The 18,693-nt window shown below is 44.2% G+C and carries 9 protein-coding genes; 7 read left to right on the top strand and 2 right to left on the bottom strand.

What is annotated here, in order from left to right; translation table 11 throughout:
- Positions 1 to 10: 10 nt before the first annotated feature.
- Both MOJ78_RS20185 and MOJ78_RS20180 read right to left on the bottom strand, forming a co-directional pair.
- Positions 11 to 283, bottom strand: coding sequence for a spore morphogenesis/germination protein YwcE (locus MOJ78_RS20185; RefSeq protein ID WP_304979115.1), 273 nt, complete (start codon positions 281 to 283; stop codon positions 11 to 13).
- Positions 284 to 517: 234 nt separating this feature from the next.
- A complete protein-coding gene (locus MOJ78_RS20180; protein WP_304979114.1) occupies positions 518 to 868 on the bottom strand; it encodes a DUF488 domain-containing protein in 351 nt (116 codons plus the stop codon).
- 194 nt (positions 869 to 1,062) lie between these two features.
- Between MOJ78_RS20180 and MOJ78_RS20175 the strand changes: the two genes are divergently transcribed.
- The 7 genes from MOJ78_RS20175 (at position 1,063) to MOJ78_RS20145 (ending at position 18,604) form a co-directional block, all read left to right on the top strand.
- Positions 1,063 to 2,169, top strand: a complete 1,107-nt coding sequence (locus MOJ78_RS20175; protein WP_304979113.1) for a PRK06851 family protein — start codon at positions 1,063 to 1,065, stop codon at positions 2,167 to 2,169.
- Between the two features lie 849 nt (positions 2,170 to 3,018).
- Positions 3,019 to 12,207, top strand: coding sequence for a carboxypeptidase regulatory-like domain-containing protein (locus MOJ78_RS20170; RefSeq protein WP_304979112.1), 9,189 nt, complete (start codon positions 3,019 to 3,021; stop codon positions 12,205 to 12,207).
- A gap of 256 nt (positions 12,208 to 12,463) precedes the next feature.
- Positions 12,464 to 13,636 carry a class I SAM-dependent methyltransferase gene (locus MOJ78_RS20165; RefSeq protein WP_304979111.1) on the top strand — a complete coding sequence of 391 codons (1,173 nt, stop codon included), beginning with the start codon at positions 12,464 to 12,466 and terminating at the stop codon, positions 13,634 to 13,636.
- A gap of 335 nt (positions 13,637 to 13,971) precedes the next feature.
- Positions 13,972 to 14,712, top strand: coding sequence for an ABC transporter ATP-binding protein (locus tag MOJ78_RS20160; protein WP_370529831.1), 741 nt, complete (start codon positions 13,972 to 13,974; stop codon positions 14,710 to 14,712).
- A gap of 22 nt (positions 14,713 to 14,734) precedes the next feature.
- Positions 14,735 to 16,651, top strand: coding sequence for an AMP-binding protein (locus MOJ78_RS20155; protein WP_304979109.1), 1,917 nt, complete (start codon positions 14,735 to 14,737; stop codon positions 16,649 to 16,651).
- Complete coding sequence (locus MOJ78_RS20150; RefSeq protein ID WP_304979108.1) at positions 16,651 to 17,535, top strand: branched-chain amino acid ABC transporter permease; 885 nt, start codon at positions 16,651 to 16,653, stop codon at positions 17,533 to 17,535. The genes MOJ78_RS20155 and MOJ78_RS20150 overlap by 1 nt, the downstream gene beginning before the upstream one ends.
- Positions 17,536 to 17,542: 7 nt before the next feature.
- Positions 17,543 to 18,604, top strand: a complete 1,062-nt coding sequence (locus MOJ78_RS20145; RefSeq protein WP_304979107.1) for a branched-chain amino acid ABC transporter permease — start codon at positions 17,543 to 17,545, stop codon at positions 18,602 to 18,604.
- The last annotated feature ends 89 nt before the right edge of the window (positions 18,605 to 18,693 follow it).

The raw sequence follows: 18,693 nt of genomic DNA, 5'->3' as shown, positions 1-18,693 counted from the left end.
TTGGAGATTATTATTGATAGCTTCTGTTATGTTCGGCAGGTGTTTCTACCATATGGATGATCATCATGACCCAGGCCACGAACGAAACGGTAAGCCCCGCATAGAACATGATCCACAGTACAGACAGAACCGCGGGTGCAACACCGAATGCCGCTTGGAAAAAGTATAGCCACATCCCGACGAGAAGGACGGTTTGCAGTATGGCCAACACTGTTTTTTTCAAATGCATAAATACGAATGGCGTTACGGTTGCTGTCAGCATGAACATTAGGATGATACTCATGGAATACATCTCCTTATTAGAGGATGTTCAAAATTGTCCAGTGAAAATCGTATTCTTACAATTCATTGTACAAATTATCCACGGAAATGTCACGAAATGTTCATGATTTTGGCCGATTTGTGCTCGTATCATGCTGCTAATACATAATAAGCTCTAATCGGACCAAATTATTCTAGAGTAATTGTGTAGACGATTAAGCATATTCTTTGCGCAGGACTCTACAAGTACAACCGATTAATCCAGAAGTTCCTTCAGCACAATGGCATGGTTGTGTTCTTCATCCTTTGCACCATAAAGGAGAATAAGATCTTCGTTTTTCGCGAGTTCCTTCAGCTTTTGAAATGCGTCTGATTTCTCTTGATCATTGTCGAGTTCCTTATTGTACTTCTCCTTGAACGATCCGAATTTTTCGGGGTCATGTCCGAACCATTTACGCAAATCTGGGCTTGGTGCTACCTCCTTGAGCCATACATCCAAATTCGCCTCTTCCTTTGAGACGCCACGCGGCCACACTCGATCAACGAGAATTCTTTTTCCATCTTTTTTACCGTCAGTTTGATAGATTCGTTTAAGTGTTATAGCCATATAATAATCCTCCATTAGTTGTCCTAGTATTATAGTACCTTACTAATGTGCAGTTTAAACGGTGCTTTTCCCTTAAAAATAGAAATAGAGTATTTCAATACATACTCCTAGGCATTCACCCATTCGAGCTTTAGTGCATATGGTAATGAAGGCAGGCCGACTTAGTGAAATTACCGTGGAGGGGAGTGCTTTAATTGGTTGGAAAAATCAAAAACTATTATGCTGGGGGCAATACAGCGAAAGGGTTTTATAGCTTATACGAGTCTAGTCTTGCTGGCTTGGACCGGTTATTTATTTTAAAAGGTGGCCCCGGGACTGGAAAATCAACGCTCATGAAAGAAATCGGTGACGCATGGAATGAAAATGGCTTTGATATCGAATACTTGCATTGCGCTTCAGACAATCAGTCGATCGATGGGTTCATTCTCCCTGCTTTAAAGGTCGGTGTTGTGGATGGCACAGCACCACACGTCATTGAACCGAAAGCTCCAGGTGTCGTTGAGGAATATGTGAATCTCGGCGTTGCCTGGAACTCCGACTTGCTAGCTCCTTATAAAGAACGGATCCTCGAGCTGAACGACAAAATTGACACATCCTTTCAATCTGCTTATGCGAATTTTGCAGATGCATTGGCTGTCCATGATGAGTGGGAGAAGATCTACATCGAAAACATGGATTTTAATAAAGCAGATCAGTTGACCGAAGAGTTGTTAGAGCACTTTTTTGCCGGTAAAGGTTTGAAAAAAACAGCCGACGTACGGCATCGGTATCTTGGTGCAGCGACACCTGAAGGAGCGGTCGATTTTATCCAGAACTTGACCGAGGATGTTTATAAACGCTATTTCATTAAAGGACGTCCTGGATCTGGAAAATCGACGATGTTGAAGAAAATCGCTGCTGCGGCAGAGGATAAAGGGTTTGATGTGGAGATCTATCATTGCGGATTTGATCCGAACAGTCTTGATATGGTGATTGTACGAGAGCTAGGGTTTGCGATTTTCGACAGCACAGCACCGCATGAATATTTTCCGGACCGTGAAAATGATGAGATTGTTGATATGTACAAACGGACGATCACACCTGGAACAGATGATAAATATGAGGTTGAACTTGAAGATATAACATCTCGCTATTCAGGTAAAATGAAGGATGCGATCGCCTGTCTAGCAAGAGCTAAAGAGCTGCATGATGAATTGGAGCAGTATTATATCGAAGCGATGGATTTCAATAAGGTCGATGAGATTAAGAGTGAGATCCACAAGCAGATTGAACAGCTGATTGGAGCGGTCCAGGCATATTAAGGATTAAAAGCCCAGCTGAAGTGTCCTCATGATGGTGCATGAGGACACTTTTATGAGAAAATCCAGCCGAAGTGTCTCTATGAAAGGTTCATACGGACAGTTTAGAGCGAAAACCGAGTCAGAGTGTCTCTATGAAAGGTTCATACGGACAGTTTAGAGCGAAAACCGAGTCAGAGTGTCTCTATGAAGGGTTCATACGGACAGTTTAGAGCGAAAACCGAGTCAGAGTGTCTCTATGAAGGGTTCATACGGACAGTTTAGAGCGAAAACCGAGTCAGAGTGTCTCCATGAAGGGTTCATACGGACAATTTGGAGCGAAAACCGAGTCAAAGTGTCTCTATGAAGGGTTCATGCTCCTCGTTAGCTGAGACAAGATTATTTTTTCTGGAGAAGGATTAACCTTTTCAACAGGGTGAATACACATTGTTGAGGAAAAGGTTATATCGTTTTTTACATAGGGAGGGTCAGTGGTGAAAGTAAATATGATCAGATGATCGGCGCTGATTCCTTGATGATTGATGACTACGAGAAGTTTCTTTTCTTCCAACTGCTTTAACGATAATACAGCCGTTAACCTCCTTACCGAATCGCCTCTTTTTAGTTCACCTTCCTCACTTCATCGATCATTCATTTTCTCAATTCTCCCTCAAATTCATCCCCGCTTTCTCCTTCCTCTTTTATAGTTCTATAGTCCCGTTCGTTATTCCGTTCTTCTTTCCTTGTTTCGAAAAATGTTATCATACCTTCGAATGATTTTTGTCAGAATAGTACCAATTATTAGAAAGTTAAAAGGATTTTCCCATTTTGTGCGGTAATTTGTCCTTAGAACCGAATGGGGGTGCAAGACATTTGTCATGGACAAAACGAAAGTCCGTACGGAGATACTATGCATTGTTATTTAGTCTCTTGTTGGTATTTTCACTGATCGCACCACATAGTGCGCTTGCGACATCAGAAGGAAATTTAAGTATCGGGGCAGACGAAAAAGAACTTGAGAAAGAACGTGAAAAGGAATATCTGAACAGATCGCAAAACAACGAAGAAACGACAGAGAACGAAACGAGTAAAGAGGAAGGTGGCCTTGCGAGCTTGATGCAAGGATTAGGCTGGGAGCCGCCGCCTCTATCTGGAAAGTCGAAAGTAGAATCCTCTAAGAACCCACAAAAGGTCGGGGATGATGTCACAAAAGCCCTTGAAAAACAGGAGAAAGTCGACGTCATTATCCGAATGAAGGAACGTCCTACCGTTAAAGAAATTTATCCTCAGGTTAAAGCGAAGTCTAAACGCAGCGAGAAAATCAAGATTATCAAAAGCCACCTCGAAGAAAAGACACAAACCTCTCAAAAAGGACTCAAACAAGCATTAAAAGCACTTGAACAGCAAGGAAAAGCGAAAAAGAAACAGTCGTTTTGGATCATTAACGGGCTGTCTGCAACGGTCAGTAAAGATGCTCTGGAACAACTGAAGAAACGGGATGACATTGAGCGGATATCCTTGGATCGTACATTGCAGCTTCCAGAGGTTACGGTTGATGAAAATCCACCGAAGCTGCCACAATGGGGTTTAGAAAAGATCCGTGCTCCGAAGGTGTGGGGTCAATATGGTCTTAAGGGTGATGGTGTTGTCGTCGGTATTATGGATAGTGGTGTCGATATGACGCACGAGGCACTTCGACATAATTACCGGGGAAATGACGGGAACCACCAGTATTCATGGATTGACCTGTCCGGGCAAGGGTATGAGACACCACAGGATGGTCATGGTCATGGAACACATGTTGCCGGCACTGCAGTCGGTGGTGGAGAAGGAGATCCGATTGGCGTCGCACCTGAAGCCGAATGGATTGCGGCGAAAATTTTTACAGACGGAGGCTCGACGACGACTTCTGCAATCCACGCTGCGTTCCAATGGTTCATGGCTCCAGGCGGCGATCCATCAAAAGCACCAGATGTCGTCAACAACTCGTGGGGAAATTCGAACACGTACAGCACCGAATTTTATGAGGATGTTGAAGCATGGGTAGCAGCAGGGATTTTTCCTAACTTCGCTGCAGGAAATGATGGACCAGGGTCACAAACGATCGGTGCGCCGGGAAGCTTTCCACAATCGTTTGCAGTTGGAGCAACAGACATCTACGATCAGGTCGCATCTTTTTCAAGTCGTGGTCCAGTATTCTGGGAGGATGAGAACGGGAACCAGATCCGGTTGTTCAAGCCGGATGTATCGGCACCTGGACACCAAATCTATTCCGCATGGCCTGTCGATTTGGGTGAAGGGAAATATGTGACGATCAGTGGTACGTCAATGGCGACACCGCATGTTACCGGGGCGATCGCACTCCTTGAACAGGCAAATCCAGATTTGACCGTTGAAGAAGTCAAAAACCTCCTGAAAAGCACTACGCGTGTGGAACCACACATGGGAAGTGTTCCGAATGATTTATACGGAAGAGGAATCGTCAATATTTATCAGGCCGTGACCGAAGCCGCATTTTCTGGTGAATTAAAAGGTACCCTGACAAATCAAGAGGGAGAACCGGTTTCTGGGACACTGAAAATCGCTGATGAGAACACCGAATACGACATCGGTGAAGATGGTGTCGTTGATTTTAAAATCCGTGAAGGTAGTCATGGGGTTATTCTTGAATCCTTCGGCTATCAAATAATGGAGTTGAACCTTGAAATTACTCGAGGTGAAACAACGAACGTGACATGGGAGCTTGAGCGGGCAGACTCCTATGCGGTTCAAGGACAAGTCGTTCATTCAGATTCCGGGGAAGGTGTTGCGTTCAGCTATGTACAGATCAAGAATACACCGATTCCGATTGCACGTACTGATGAAAACGGGAATTTTAACATTGAACATGTCCCTGTAGGAACGTATACGCTTCAGGTTTCTGGAGAAGGGATTAAAGGGGTTGAGCAACGGCTCAACGTTGATGCAGATCAGACGCTTCAAATCGAAGTCCAATCGAAGCCGTCTCAATCCAATCAGGAATGGAAGACAGCGAATAATAACATTCATCGCAATGCCGTTTCACCGGAAGCAATCGATCTCAATGAGTTGAAGCTCGGCTGGGAGTATGAACTCGGATCAAAAGGGGATATTTTGTTCTCGACCCCTGCAGCAGCAGAGCAAACGGTCGTTCTAGTGACCGATCGGGGTTGGATCGTGAGCCTTGATTCCGAAAGCGGGAAAGAAAGATGGAGTATCAGGCTTGGCGATACGAACCGATCTTCACCGACGATTGAGGATGGTGTCGTTTATCTTTCTGGTGGAGCAGACGGACGGATCTACGCACTTGATTTAGATAACGGCAGTATTCTTTGGAACTATGAAACAGGCACGTATACAGTCTATGAATCTCCACTTTATCTGGATGGAACATTATATGTCAGCTCGGGGCTCGATGAAAATGCGAAGGTGACTGCATTAAACGCCGCTACCGGTGATGAGTTATGGAGCGTTCCTCTAGGAGCACCAACCTTTTTTGGTCCAAGTGCTGGGGATGGAAAGCTATTTATCGGTAGCTATGATAACCAGACGTTACGAGCTTTGAATCTATCTGATGGTTCAGAGGTTTGGTCGAAGCAGCTAACCGATGAAGGAATTGCAGCACGACCAGTTTACAAGGATGGTAAGCTCTACGCAATTGGGACAAACTTCGATTCGGGCGGCGGAACGCTATATGCCCTTGATGCGAATACGGGTGAAGAGCTTTGGAGAGCAGAAGGAATCGGTGACACACAGGCTGCCTCGCCAATTGTCTACGAGGACCTTGTCATCATGAGTTCTGCTTCACAGCCGGTACTTCGCGCATTTGATAAGGAAACAGGGGAAGAGAAGTGGAACAATCGTGCGGTCGGAACCATTTTGAACAACGGTTCAGTAACCGCAAATGGAATTTTGTTCGTAACTGGAACGAACGGAACATTGTATGCGCTTGATGTATATACAGGGAACTCGTTAAAAGAGTTCACCCTACCTGAATACAGCACATCGGGGTTACCGATTATTGCAGGAAAGCTGATCGTTCCATATTTAAGTGGAGTGGTAAGCTATCAATCTCCTGGTATTTTACAGGGCTCGATCAAGGACAGCGATGGTAATCCAGTTGAAGGAAAGGTAACCGTGCTTGAGACAGGTGTCGAGGTTGAGTCTGATGCTGAAGGGAACTTCACGTTAGAACATAAACCTGGTGAATACACGTTAAAAGTTTCGAAGTATGGCTTGAAACAGGTTGAAGAAACCGTATCCTTCATCTCTGGATTTAAAATGACAAAAGCATATGTTTTAACGGATGCACAAGCAGGTTCATTGAAAGTCGAAGTAACAGACAAACGAACACAGGAAACGATTGAAGGGGTGGACATTACCCTTGAAGATACGTCTGTTGCAGGGACGACGAATGGAACCGGTGCATTTACTGCGTCAGAGGTGTTTGAAGGAAGCTATGAACTGACCTTAGCCTATGACGGCTATGTGAAAAAGGTGATGGATGTCACGATAGAATCTGGGTCAGAGACTGCGTTATCGGTGGAAATGCATCCGATTGATATTGCGGTGCTGAATGACTGGAATTCGGAAGTGACGAAGCTTTTACAAATGAATGGTTATTCAGCAGAGGAACGTGGCTGGGGCATCATTGAAACGATTGACAGATATCAAGTCATCTACTTGAATGGCGCATATGGATCAGGTGGAGAACAGCCAAGCGCAGCACAAGTCCTTTCCCTGATCGATGCGGCTAAAGAGCATGGTGTCAACTTGATTTTTGCGGATCAATGGGGAGGAAGCTACGGTACAATTGAGCATTTGACTGAATATTTACAGGATCCGAAAGAGCTATTCCAGCAATATGATGGGGGAGCTGTTCGATTACAGGTTGACGTGGAGCACCCGATTTTTGCAGGGTATCAGGTCGGTGACCGAATGACGTTATTCGACAGTACCGGTGATCTCACCTGGTTCAACCAATATTCGGGACGCCATCTCGGATCGGTCGGCAATACAGAAATGGGAATTGTCGGTACCGGTGTTGCATATAAAGCGGTATCAAACGATAGTGCCCACTTACTTCTGTCGACGCACGCAGCAGCACCATGGATTTCTCCAATGCAAGGATGGCTGCCAGACCAGCAGCAAATTTTATTCAATAGCATCGATTTCTTGAGGGATGCAAAATTCGGAAGTGTTTCAGGTACGATCATGAGCACAACAGGTGAATCGGTTGAAGCACAGATCGAAATATTGGAAACAGGCGTTAAAACGGAAACCTTACTCGGTGAAGGTTCTGGTGCTCAATCAACGTATGAACTGTTTCATGATGAAGGAACGTACACGATGGAAATCAGGGCATCCAGCTATGCGACAGAAACCGTGGAAGTCACCTTCACCCACGGAGAGCCTGTTGAATTGAACCTGACAATTGGTGCATCTGATGGTGGAACAGTCACTGGTATTGTTACTGATGTAAAAACAGGTCAAGAACTTGAAGGTGCAATGGTAACGATAACGAATCAGAGCGAGGAGGTTGTTGCTGAAACCGTTACTGCGACAAATGGTCGTTATGAGTTCACAGAGCTTGAAGAGGTCGAATATACTCTTTCGATTTCAAAGGATGGGTATGTGACTCACTCACAGACGATTGATGTCGCGCGTGTCGAAGGTGAGATCAATGTCTCTCTTAATCAAGTGCCATCGATTGCGGTAGTAGAGGATTACTGGTCAGATGAGCGTAATTTTGCTTCAATCTTTAATGCGATCGATGTACCTGTCACTGCAGTATCTGACGACGAAATTGCGGACCGAATCGGTGATTTTGATGTCGTTTTCTTCAATGATTCGGGTTACTATTTTAACAAATCCGATTTTGACCGGATGATGAAGGCGGCAGACGAGCATCAGACGAGCATCATTTTCGGTGAAACAGGATGGAGCGGTTCAGGTATCGACATTCTCACTGAATACCGTGGAGACCCTGAAACGCGTGACACAGCAGACGGCTCATTAGCGCCAGCAGGCTATGTCGTCACCGAAGAGCACCCGATTTTTAACGGTGCAAAAGAGGGAGATTTCATCGAGCTGCTCATCCCTGCAGCAAGTGATATCGGATACTTTGAAGGTTATAGTGGTTATCCGCTAGCTGATATTACACATGAAGGCAATGCAGAAACGCATGGCACTGGATTCGCCTATAAGCCAAGAACCTCAGGTAGTATGGAGGTATTGATGGGCGGTCACGGCTTCTACTTCTCGCATGATGCAAGTGAGTATACAGACGAAGCGAAAGACTTGCTCGTACGTACCGTGCTATGGGCAGCGAAGGCGAACTTCAATACGATCAGCGGCACGGTAACAGATGCAGACGGAAATCCATTACTTGCGGATGTCAAAGTGAAGGGAGCAGAGTTCTCGGATCAGACGAATCCAGAGGACGGCTCGTACTCCATCGCAATTTTAGATGGTGATTATGAAGTCGAAGTGAGTGCATTTGGCTATCAAACGAAAACAGTAGCGGTGAGTGTTTCTGAAAATAGTGAAACGCTCTCGATTACATTGGAAGTTGATCAAACAGTCGGATCAATTTCCGGAGTCGTTGAAAATGAACGAGACGGAAATGCTGTTGAGGGAGCACAGATTAACGTTCTTGATGTCCCTCGTGAAGCGGTAACGACAACGCAAGGGCATTATGACCTTGAACGGTTGATGCCTGGCACATACACGCTACGAATCGAAAAAGAAGGATACGTACGTAAGGATATTGAGATTGAGGTCGGCGAGGGCGAGAATGTTGAATTGAACATTTCATTGAAGCCATCTCCAACAGTCGGGGTGATTGTCGATAACACCGGATCTGACGCAACACTCCGGGATTACCTCGAGGGGCGTGGGTATGTCGTTACCGATATGACATTCACAGAGCTCGAAAAACTTAAGGAAGTCGATCTCGTATTTGCAAATGCTGATTATAATAACGATCTGGAACCGACTAAAATTGAGTTCAAAGCCTTTTTGAAGGCATTGGATGAGTCCGGGACTTCGGTCATTTGGACGGGACAACATGGCGGGAGAGGATCGATCCGCTATTTGCATGACTATCTGAACGATCCAGCAGTTGAATACTCCGGTTCTGAAGATGGGACGATGGGTAAAGTTGTTGAGGAACACCCGATTACGGCTGGCCTTGAAGTCGGTGAGTCCTTTGAAATTGCTTCTCGGTTCGGGTATTACTACGGTTTTGATGGTTATTCTGGTAAAACCTTAGTCGGGTTTTCGAACGACGCAACGAATGAACAAGGCAGTATGGTCGCTTACCAAGGCAGGACGATCGATTCAGTCGAAATTTTACTAGCGAACATGACGATCAGCCATGTGTATAATCCGGAACAATCGTTCGACCCAATCAGGGAAAAGCTCCTTAACAATGCAATTCTCTGGGCGCTGGATAATGAAGAAGCGCTTGTAGGGGAATTACATGGCGAGGTCGTCAACGATCAAGGGGTCTCAGTTCAAGCAAATGTGACGATCTCTGAATCTGGTAAAACAATCAAGACCGAGGCAGATGGTACATTTTTCGCTGGATTAGAGGCTGGAACCTATGAGCTTACGATAACTGCATTTGGTCATGAGGAAAAAACGTTCAGCATTACGATTGAGAACGGAGAAAGTCTTAATCAAACGTTTGAATTGACTGCTGACAATGCTGGTATCGTATCCGGTATTGTAAAAGATGGGGAATCAGGAGAGCCGATTGCGGACGCTTCCGTTACATTGCTCGGTACACCATTAGAGGCTAAAACCGACGAACAAGGAAGATTCCGTGTATCAGCACCAGCAGAAGAGTACGATGTTCGTGTTTTAGCGTCAGGCTATGCGCCAAGCACGCAAGCGAATGTTCAGGTCGTTGCTGGGGAAGAAGCAGCGTTGAGCTTTGCGATGCAAGTTTCAGAGAAAATTGCTGTAATAGCTTATGACAGGAATGAAGAAAGACTCGTACCGTTCCTTGAAGCGAATGGCTATGACGTCGACTTTTATCAGCGAGAGGATTTTGCAGCGTTACAGGAGGCGATGGTCGATTACCAGCTGATCATTTTTAACGATAAATATTGGGGTATGACAGACGATCAGTTCAAGGCATTCGTTGAAAAAGCGGATGAGCTGCAGGTAAGTATCATCTTCCCAAGCCAATGGGGGGGAGGAACGATTGAAGACCTCACTGATATTTATGGAGATCCAGAGGATGTGTCCTCCACGTTCGTCGATCGGGCAATCAATGTAAAAGTCGAGAAGGAGCACCCGATTTTCAGAGGCTATGAAGTCGATGATGTGATCGAAATTTTAGTACGTGAAGATGCAAGCCAGCAGTATGCGGTTTACGAAGGCTACAGCGGTACAACGATTGGATCATTGACTCATAATGAAGAAGGTGTGCTCGGACAAGGCATTGGCTATAAGTACCGAACTGCAAACAGCGTTCACGTCCTTTTATCCGGATTCCAGGTTGGTGGATATGGTTCACCAGAGGAAAGATGGACAGAGGATGCAAAACAAATTTATTTGAATGCGATTGACTTTGCGATCACGGCAAGTCTCGGGGAAATTCGCGGAACAATTACGGATAACGAAGGAAACCCGGTTGCCAACGCGAAAGTGTCGGTTGCTTCAGAAGGTGTTGAGGCAGTAACGGCGGCAGACGGAACTTATCGTCTCGGGGTCGGAGTCGGGCACTATGAGGTGAAAGTACAGGCTAGGGGCTTTGTCGAACAGGCGAAAGAGGCTGACGTCGAGCAGCTCGGCGACGCCGTACAATTGAACTTCACGTTAGATGCGATTGAAGGAGTGACCTTATCAGGTACAGTAGCCGATTCCGTTTCAGGTGATCCGATCGAAGGTGTGAAGCTGACGCTGACACCGGAGGATCCGGAAGGCTTTGTGGAAGAAACGACAACGGACGCAACAGGGAACTATGCATTTGACCACCTCCTTCCAGGTAATTATGAGCTGAAGCTGGAGGTTGAAGGCTATTTACCGGCAACAGAAACGATCACAATTACGGATGATGATGTTACGAAGGATGTGCCAATCAATAAGTATCGTGTCGCTGTACTTGGCGATATTAAAGAGGCACTAGTAACGTTCCTCAACGACGAAGCGGTATATGCAGAATCACGTGGCTGGGATGTTGTTGATGACATTGGAAGGTATGAAGCGGTCCTTGTCAATACCAACGAGGGAACTGCGGATCAGGTTGAACAGCTTCTTGCTAAGAGTGATGAAGCAAATGTGAGCGTCGTCTTTGTCGGAACATGGGGTGTTGGTGAAGGGTCGATCCAGTTCCTTGAAAGCGTGGAAGGCTCTCCACAGCTTGATCAGCATGGTTATGATGTAGGAGCGATTTATATACAGCCGATTCAGGATCATCCGATTTTTGAAGGATTAGGTTTGGATGGAGAGGCGATCAACATTCATACCGCTAAAAGTCCTTACGCAACCTTCAAAGGGTATCCAGGAATCCCGCTTGCGAACCTGAGTGTTGAGGACGAGGTGAAGGGATCATCAATCGCGTACGAATTCAGAAGTAAGGAGCATATGCACCTGTTGCTTTCCTCCTTCGCAGTGACGAACATCATCGGACCAGAATACGGATGGACTACCGAAGGAAAACACTTGTTTGTCAATGCACTGAATTGGGCGATGGATGCAGAACAACAATTGCCGGGGCAGCCGACTTGGGATGCGGAAGAGCTTAAATTCAAAGGCGAACCGGTTGTTGTCACTGGAAAAGCAACACCAGGTACAACTGTTCATGTATTCAATGAACGAGGAAAAGATGCAGTAGAGCTAGGTTCGGTAAGGACGAAACCAGATGGTACGTTCGAGCTTGAGTTGGAGCTTCACAATGGAAGCTACTTCTTGAGGGCAGTCGCGAAAAACTTTTCTGGCGAGGCCGAAAGTGAAGGAACCTTGCAGGTTATTGTTGCAGGGCAGCCAAGTGAGAAGAAAGCGAAGGAAGAGGAAGAACCTGTAACTCAATAAGAAATGAGAAAGGTGAGAGCCAGACACCTCCAGGAATGGAGGCTGTCTGGTTTTTTCTGTTGTCCAGGCAGCCTCTAACCCAAATTTTTGATAATTACTCACAAAATTAGATTTTTCCTCTTATATGGATTTTTGGTGTGTGTTATATCTGATAGTGAGCTTGGCTGATACCCAGTTTCCGATTGAAATCCTTCATTTGTTGCTTTCCAGTTGAGAATCTGTCATTTTAGAAGCAGTAATCTTTACGGAGGCAAGCATGAATACGATGAATTATACTGCAAACCTATACAATCTAGCTGCTTTATTGGAGGAGCAGTCCATACCATATCAATTTATTGCTGAAACGGCGTTGTTTTTACAAGGAGTGCCGGTAGAGCTAGGAAAAATCCTAGTAGAAGTGCAATGGGACTTAATCGAGAATGTCCATGACCATGTGAAATCATACAACCCCACACCATTAGAAAGGGATCAGTCATCTGGCCGTTTCCAATTCGGCATGAACGGTATTAATGTTGAGGTATTATGCAAATATAATACAGCACTGAGGACCGATCCTTACCGAATACAAGTGAAGCATGAAGGAAGCACGTACTGGTGCCGCTCGTTTTATTCGGAAATGTCACCACCATCTAAATTTACCAATCTTGTGCGGGAACATTTAGGTCACCAGCAAAGAGGCATCACCGAACAAAATGAATCAGCCTGGAACCAGAACAACTACCAGGCATTGATCAATCGATACGGAACACCCGATCAGGTTGCAGAAAAAATAAAACGGAACCCAGAAGCGAGAATAGGGGCCTTTTATTCGTATATGGATCCTGTCGAAGGAAAGCGGATTGCTCATTTGATGGGCTCGAATGGCATAAAAGCAGCTGGCTTATCGCTGCTTGGAGCAGAGGTCACTGTCGTGGATTTCTCTCAGGAAAATGCGGCATACGCTGGAGAGGTAGCGGATGCAACAGGCATTACGATCGATTATATCGTATCGGATGTTTTGTCACTTGAAGCAGAAGGTGATTTCGACATCGTATTGATGGAGCTTGGAGTTTTGCATTATTTTATTGATCTAAAGCCGTTGATGCAGAAAATCACATCATTATTAAGACCGGGTGGAAAGTTTGTTTTGCATGAATTCCATCCGATTTCTACAAAATTGATCACCTCGAACGGAAAGAAGCACAAGGTGACAGGTAATTACTTCGATCCGACAATCCAGAGCAGACAGGTTGCGTTTACAAAGTACGCATCAAATGGAGACACACCAATTACAAATGTTTTACAGCGGAAGTGGACGTTAGGTGAGTTGATTACAGCAGTCGCAGCAGAAGGGCTCGCCATAAAGGTGTTAGAAGAAGAACCAAATCAGAAAACTCATGACTTCGGACTACCGAAAACCTTCACTTTAGTCGCACAAAAAATCATTTAAATTAATGAAGGGACTGACCCTAAAACATCGGTTGAAAGTAGATGTTGGTCGGTCCTTTTTTACACGTTAAGAAAGTATGAATACTTTCTAAAGTATAAGGGCAACTACGGCTCTCCTTCGCTTAAAGCTTGGCAATCGCTGAGTTTTCTTTATTTATTCTGGATTTTAATCATAAGGTTTGTACTAAAAACTTTCTGAAAGTCATTACATAAATAGAGGATTAAAGACATTTATAAAGAATTTCTAAATATTCGAAAGATTAAATGTATTCTACGTTTTCATATAAATAAAAGGGAGGAACCGTATTGGGGATTTTAGAAATCAAGGATGTCACTATGCGATTTGGAGGAGTCGTAGCACTGGATCACGTCTCTTATAAAGTAACAGAGGGTGAAATTTTTTCCTTAATTGGACCCAACGGTGCCGGTAAAACAAGTATGCTGAACTGCATCAGCGGTTTATACCGCCCCGCAGAAGGTTCTATATCTTTTAAAGGGGAAGAGATTACGAATTTAAAGCCCTACAAAAGAGCGGGTCTCGGGATTGCCAGAGCATTTCAGAACATAGAGTTGTTTCCGCACTTGTCGGTATTGGACAATCTGTTACTTGGTCGGCACATACGTATGAAGGCAGGACTTCTTTCGAGCGGAATATACTGGGGAAAAGCTCAAAAGGAGGAAGTGGAACACCGTAAGAAGGTTGAGGACGTAATTGATTTTCTCGAGATTGAGCATATACGAAATATTCCTGTAGGTAGACTGTCATATGGATTGCAAAAACGGGTGGAAGTAGGAAGGGCTCTTGCTTTAGAACCTGAAATCTTACTTTTGGACGAGCCGATGGCCGGTATGAACAGTGAAGAAAAAGAAGACATGGCACGTTATATTATCGATATACATGAGGAAATCAAGACGACGATCATTCTGATAGAACATGATATGGGTGTGGTAATGGACTTGTCAGATCACATTGCGGTTCTTGATTTCGGAAAACTCATTGCATACGGAACACCGCAGGAAATCCAAAATGATCAGAAGGTGATAGAAGCTTATTTAGGTGATGAAGATGCAGTCTAAACCTTTGGGAGGGAACGATATAATGGCGAAATCGAACATTACTTTTCCTCAATCACTTTTAGAAAGAGCTGAAAATGAAGGAAGCAAAGTAGCGTTACGAGAGAAGGACTACGGAATATGGAATGAATTTACATATGAACAATACTTTGAACAAATGAAAACGTTTGGATTAGGGTTGGCGAAGCTAGGATTGAAAAGAGAAGAAACACTTGCCATCATTGGCGATAACCGACCAGAATGGGTTTTCAGTGAGTTGGCAGTTCAAAGCCTTGGTGGAATTTCAGTTGGAATCTATCAGGAATCCCTTCCGAATGAAATAAGTTATATCCTTAATAATTGCGATGCATCGATTGTTGTCGTAGAGGATCAAGAACAGGTTGATAAACTTTTAGAAATAAGAGAAGAAATAAAAAAGGTAAAAACAATTATTTATTATGACCCCCGGGGGATGAGGAACTATAAGGATGAATCTCTAATATACTTCAAAGACGTACAGGAGTTAGGAATAGCCTATGAGAAAGAAGCTCCAAGCTATTTTAAGACTGAGATAAAAAAAGGATCTTATGACGATGTTGCTATACTATCATATACTTCCGGTACAACAGGTAATCCGAAAGGAACGATGTTGACCTATCAGAATTTGATGGATATGGCAAAAAATCTATCATCGATCGATCCTTTATCTGAAAAGGATGAATATTTGTCCTTCCTGCCTCTGGCATGGATTGGCGAGCAAATGATGTCGATTGCAATCGGCCTCTATAATGGAATCACGATAAATTTTCCTGAAGAACCTTCCACTGTTTTAGAAAATATGCGTGAAATCGGACCTCATGTAATGTTCTCTCCTCCTAGAATCTACGAAGATATGGTCTCTAAGTTTCAAGTCAAAATTCAGGATTCCAGCTGGTTCAAAAGAAAGTCATACGAATGGTGCAAGTCGATTGGTGAAAAGGTTGCAAATGCAAATTTTGAAAATAAGCAAGTCAGTTTCGGAACAAGCCTGTTATACAAGTTAGCAGATTATCTCATGCTTAGTGCGATAAGGGATCATCTCGGCCTGCTGCGGATGAGGCGTGCCTATACTGGCGGTGCGCCGCTTGGACCCGATGTGTTTCAATTTTTTCATAGTATCGGTGTCAATATAAAGAGTATTTATGGACAGACAGAGGTTTCCGGGATATCCATCGTACATCGTGACGGGGATATCAAATTTGACAGTGTTGGAATACCGTTGCCTGGAACAGAAGTTAAAGTTTCTAATAAGGGTGAAATACTCATCAAAAGTTCAAGCGTATTTAAAGGCTATTTTAAAAATCAGAAATCTACACAAGCAACGTTAGAGGATGGCTGGTTACATACAGGAGATGCGGGACGGTTGGACAAAGATGGGCATTTGTATATCATCGATCGTTTAAAGGATGTCATCCGATTAGATACCGGTGAAATGTTTTCCCCTCAATTTATTGAGAATAAACTAAAGTTCAGTTCGTTTATCAAGGAAGCTGTAGCGATCGGGAGGGAACGCCCATATGTTGTGGCGATGATCAACATCGATATGGAGAATGTCGGGCGCTGGGCAGAACGGAAACAGATCGGTTATACAACATATACCGATTTATCTTCGAAGCTGGAGGTTCTCGAGTTGATTCACAATCAAGTGATGGAACTCAATCAATCTTTGCCGGTAAAAGCACGGATTAAGAAATTTGTTTTGTTATACAAGGAGTTGGATGCAGATGATGAAGAACTGACGCGTACAAAGAAAGTCCGCCGCCAATTTGTCGGAGAAAAATATCAAACACTCATTGAAGGCATGTATACCTCTGATGAACGAATAGATGTAGAAGGTAGGATCAAATACCGTGATGGAAATGAACAGGTCATTCAAACGACACTCCAGGTGATTTTCATGGATGAAGGCGAGGGGGCAGCTTAATGACTTTTTTTCTGCAAATGGTAGTTACAGGAATCGTAGTAGGTAGTGTATATGCACTGGTAGCCTTAGGATTTGTCCTAATCTATAAAGCTAGTGATACGATCAACTTCGCACAAGGGGAGTTTCTGTTGATCGGTACATATGTGTGCCTTACGCTAATTACCGCTTACAACATTCCGTTCATTGCTTCATTATTCCTAGCTCTTATATTCAGTGCAATACTTGGCCTTGTGATTGAGCGTATCGTACTGCGGCATTTTATCGGTGAACCTATTATTTCGATGATTATGGCGACCATTGGACTTTCTAGTATGTTAGCAGGGTTTGTCCATATCATATGGGGGCATGAAACGAGAGTATTCCCTGAAACCTTTTCTAAGCAACCAATAGAATTCGGCAATGTCATCGTAACTCCGCTTTATCTCTGGTCGCTTGCTATTGTGGTAGTAATGCTTGTCCTTTTTACACTTTTCTTTAAATATTCAAAGCTTGGAATAGCGATGCGGGCAACGGCTGATGATCAACAGGCTGCAATGTCGATGGGAATCAGTGTAAAAGTGATTTTTGCAGTTGCCTGGGCGATTGCCGCTATTGTATCTGCAGTCGGCGGTATACTGCTTGGAAATATCAATGGAGTGAACGCCTCCTTATCAGCAATTGGGTTAAAGGTTTTGCCTGTTGCAATACTCGGAGGATTAGACAGCATTCCTGGTGCTATCATCGGAGGGTTGATCATCGGTCTCATAGAGAGTTTGACTGGCGGTTATTTAGATCCGATGGTAGGTGGAGGGTTAAAGGATGTCATGCCATTTGTAATTCTGATCTTTATTCTGATGTTTAAACCATATGGACTTTATGGCAAAAAAGAAATAGAAAGGGTGTGAGAGGGATATGCGGAATCCATTTGTCATGGAATGTGGAGAATTCCATGTAAATTATAAGCAGGATATGGCCCTTTGGAGTATCGTACGGGTAAGAATGCGTGTTATCGCATTCGTTGCATTATTTGCCATCTTTCCTCTCTTTGCTTCTGAATACATTGTAGGGCTTGCGACATTATGCGGTATTGCGGCAATAGGTGCGATCGGGTTGAATATTTTGACAGGCTTCACAGGGCAAATCTCGATTGGGACCGGAGCATCCTTAGGGGTTGGCGGTTATACTTCTGCTATATTGACAACAAAATTGGGCATGAGCTTTTTTATTGCATTACCGGTTGCGGGTATAATTACAGCCATCATCGGCGGTTTGTTCGGGCTACCGTCCCTCCGGTTGAAGGGTTTGTATTTAGCGATTGCGACACTGGCAACTCAAGTGATCATCCTCTTTATCATTTCAAGGTGGGATAGTTTAACTGGTGGAACGGCTGGTCTCGTATTAAGCAGGCCTGAAATCGGCGGATTTGCCTTCTATAGTGAAATGAGCTTCTACTATTTGATGTTTGGAGTTTTAGTGTTCACTACAATATTTTCGTTAAATCTTTTTCGTTCTCGGGTAGGCCGTGCGTTTATCGCTGTCAGGGACCGGGACATTGCTGCGGAAGTCATAGGAATCGATTTGTTTAAGTACAAGGTACTCGCCTTTGCGATTAGTTCTTTTTTCATCGGTGTAGCAGGGGCGTTACTCGGACATTACACGATGATTGTCAGTCCGGAACTATACAGTATCACCGTATCAATCGAATATTTGGCGATCATCCTTGTAGGTGGTCTAGGCAGTGTTTTCGGTTCGATTTATGGTGCGGTTTTCATTACCTTACTTCCGGTGTTCCTGCGATCAGGTGTAAGTACGTTAAGCGGCTTTTTCCCGGATATAGCTGCAGTGCTAGTCGGATTGAAGGAGGTCGTATTTGGATTAGTCATCATCCTGTTCCTCATCTATGAACCGGAAGGACTTGCGAAAACATGGAAGAACATCAAAGATTACTTCAAACTATGGCCATTTTCGTATTAGCGTTGATACTATTTCTAGTAGGTTTGTTATTAGTAATTACGATAAGCATCCTGATAGGTTATCGTTTTTATAAACTATTCTGACGTAGG

The organism is Alkalihalobacillus sp. AL-G (assembly GCF_030643805.1).
Classification (GTDB): Bacteria; Bacillota; Bacilli; order Bacillales; family Fictibacillaceae; genus Pseudalkalibacillus.
Note: the sequence above shows the minus strand (reverse complement) of the source record. Positions and strands in the feature narration are given on the sequence as shown.

Coding starts and splice junctions, on each gene's coding strand:
- MOJ78_RS20150 (WP_304979108.1), top strand. CDS start 16,651: ATGACTTTTTTTCTGCAAATGGTAGTTACAGGAATCGTAGTAGGTAGT.
- MOJ78_RS20160 (WP_370529831.1), top strand. CDS start 13,972: ATGCGATTTGGAGGAGTCGTAGCACTGGATCACGTCTCTTATAAAGTA.
- MOJ78_RS20180 (WP_304979114.1), bottom strand. CDS start 868: ATGGCTATAACACTTAAACGAATCTATCAAACTGACGGTAAAAAAGAT.
- MOJ78_RS20145 (WP_304979107.1), top strand. CDS start 17,543: ATGCGGAATCCATTTGTCATGGAATGTGGAGAATTCCATGTAAATTAT.
- MOJ78_RS20165 (WP_304979111.1), top strand. CDS start 12,464: ATGAATACGATGAATTATACTGCAAACCTATACAATCTAGCTGCTTTA.
- MOJ78_RS20155 (WP_304979109.1), top strand. CDS start 14,735: ATGGCGAAATCGAACATTACTTTTCCTCAATCACTTTTAGAAAGAGCT.
- MOJ78_RS20185 (WP_304979115.1), bottom strand. CDS start 283: ATGAGTATCATCCTAATGTTCATGCTGACAGCAACCGTAACGCCATTC.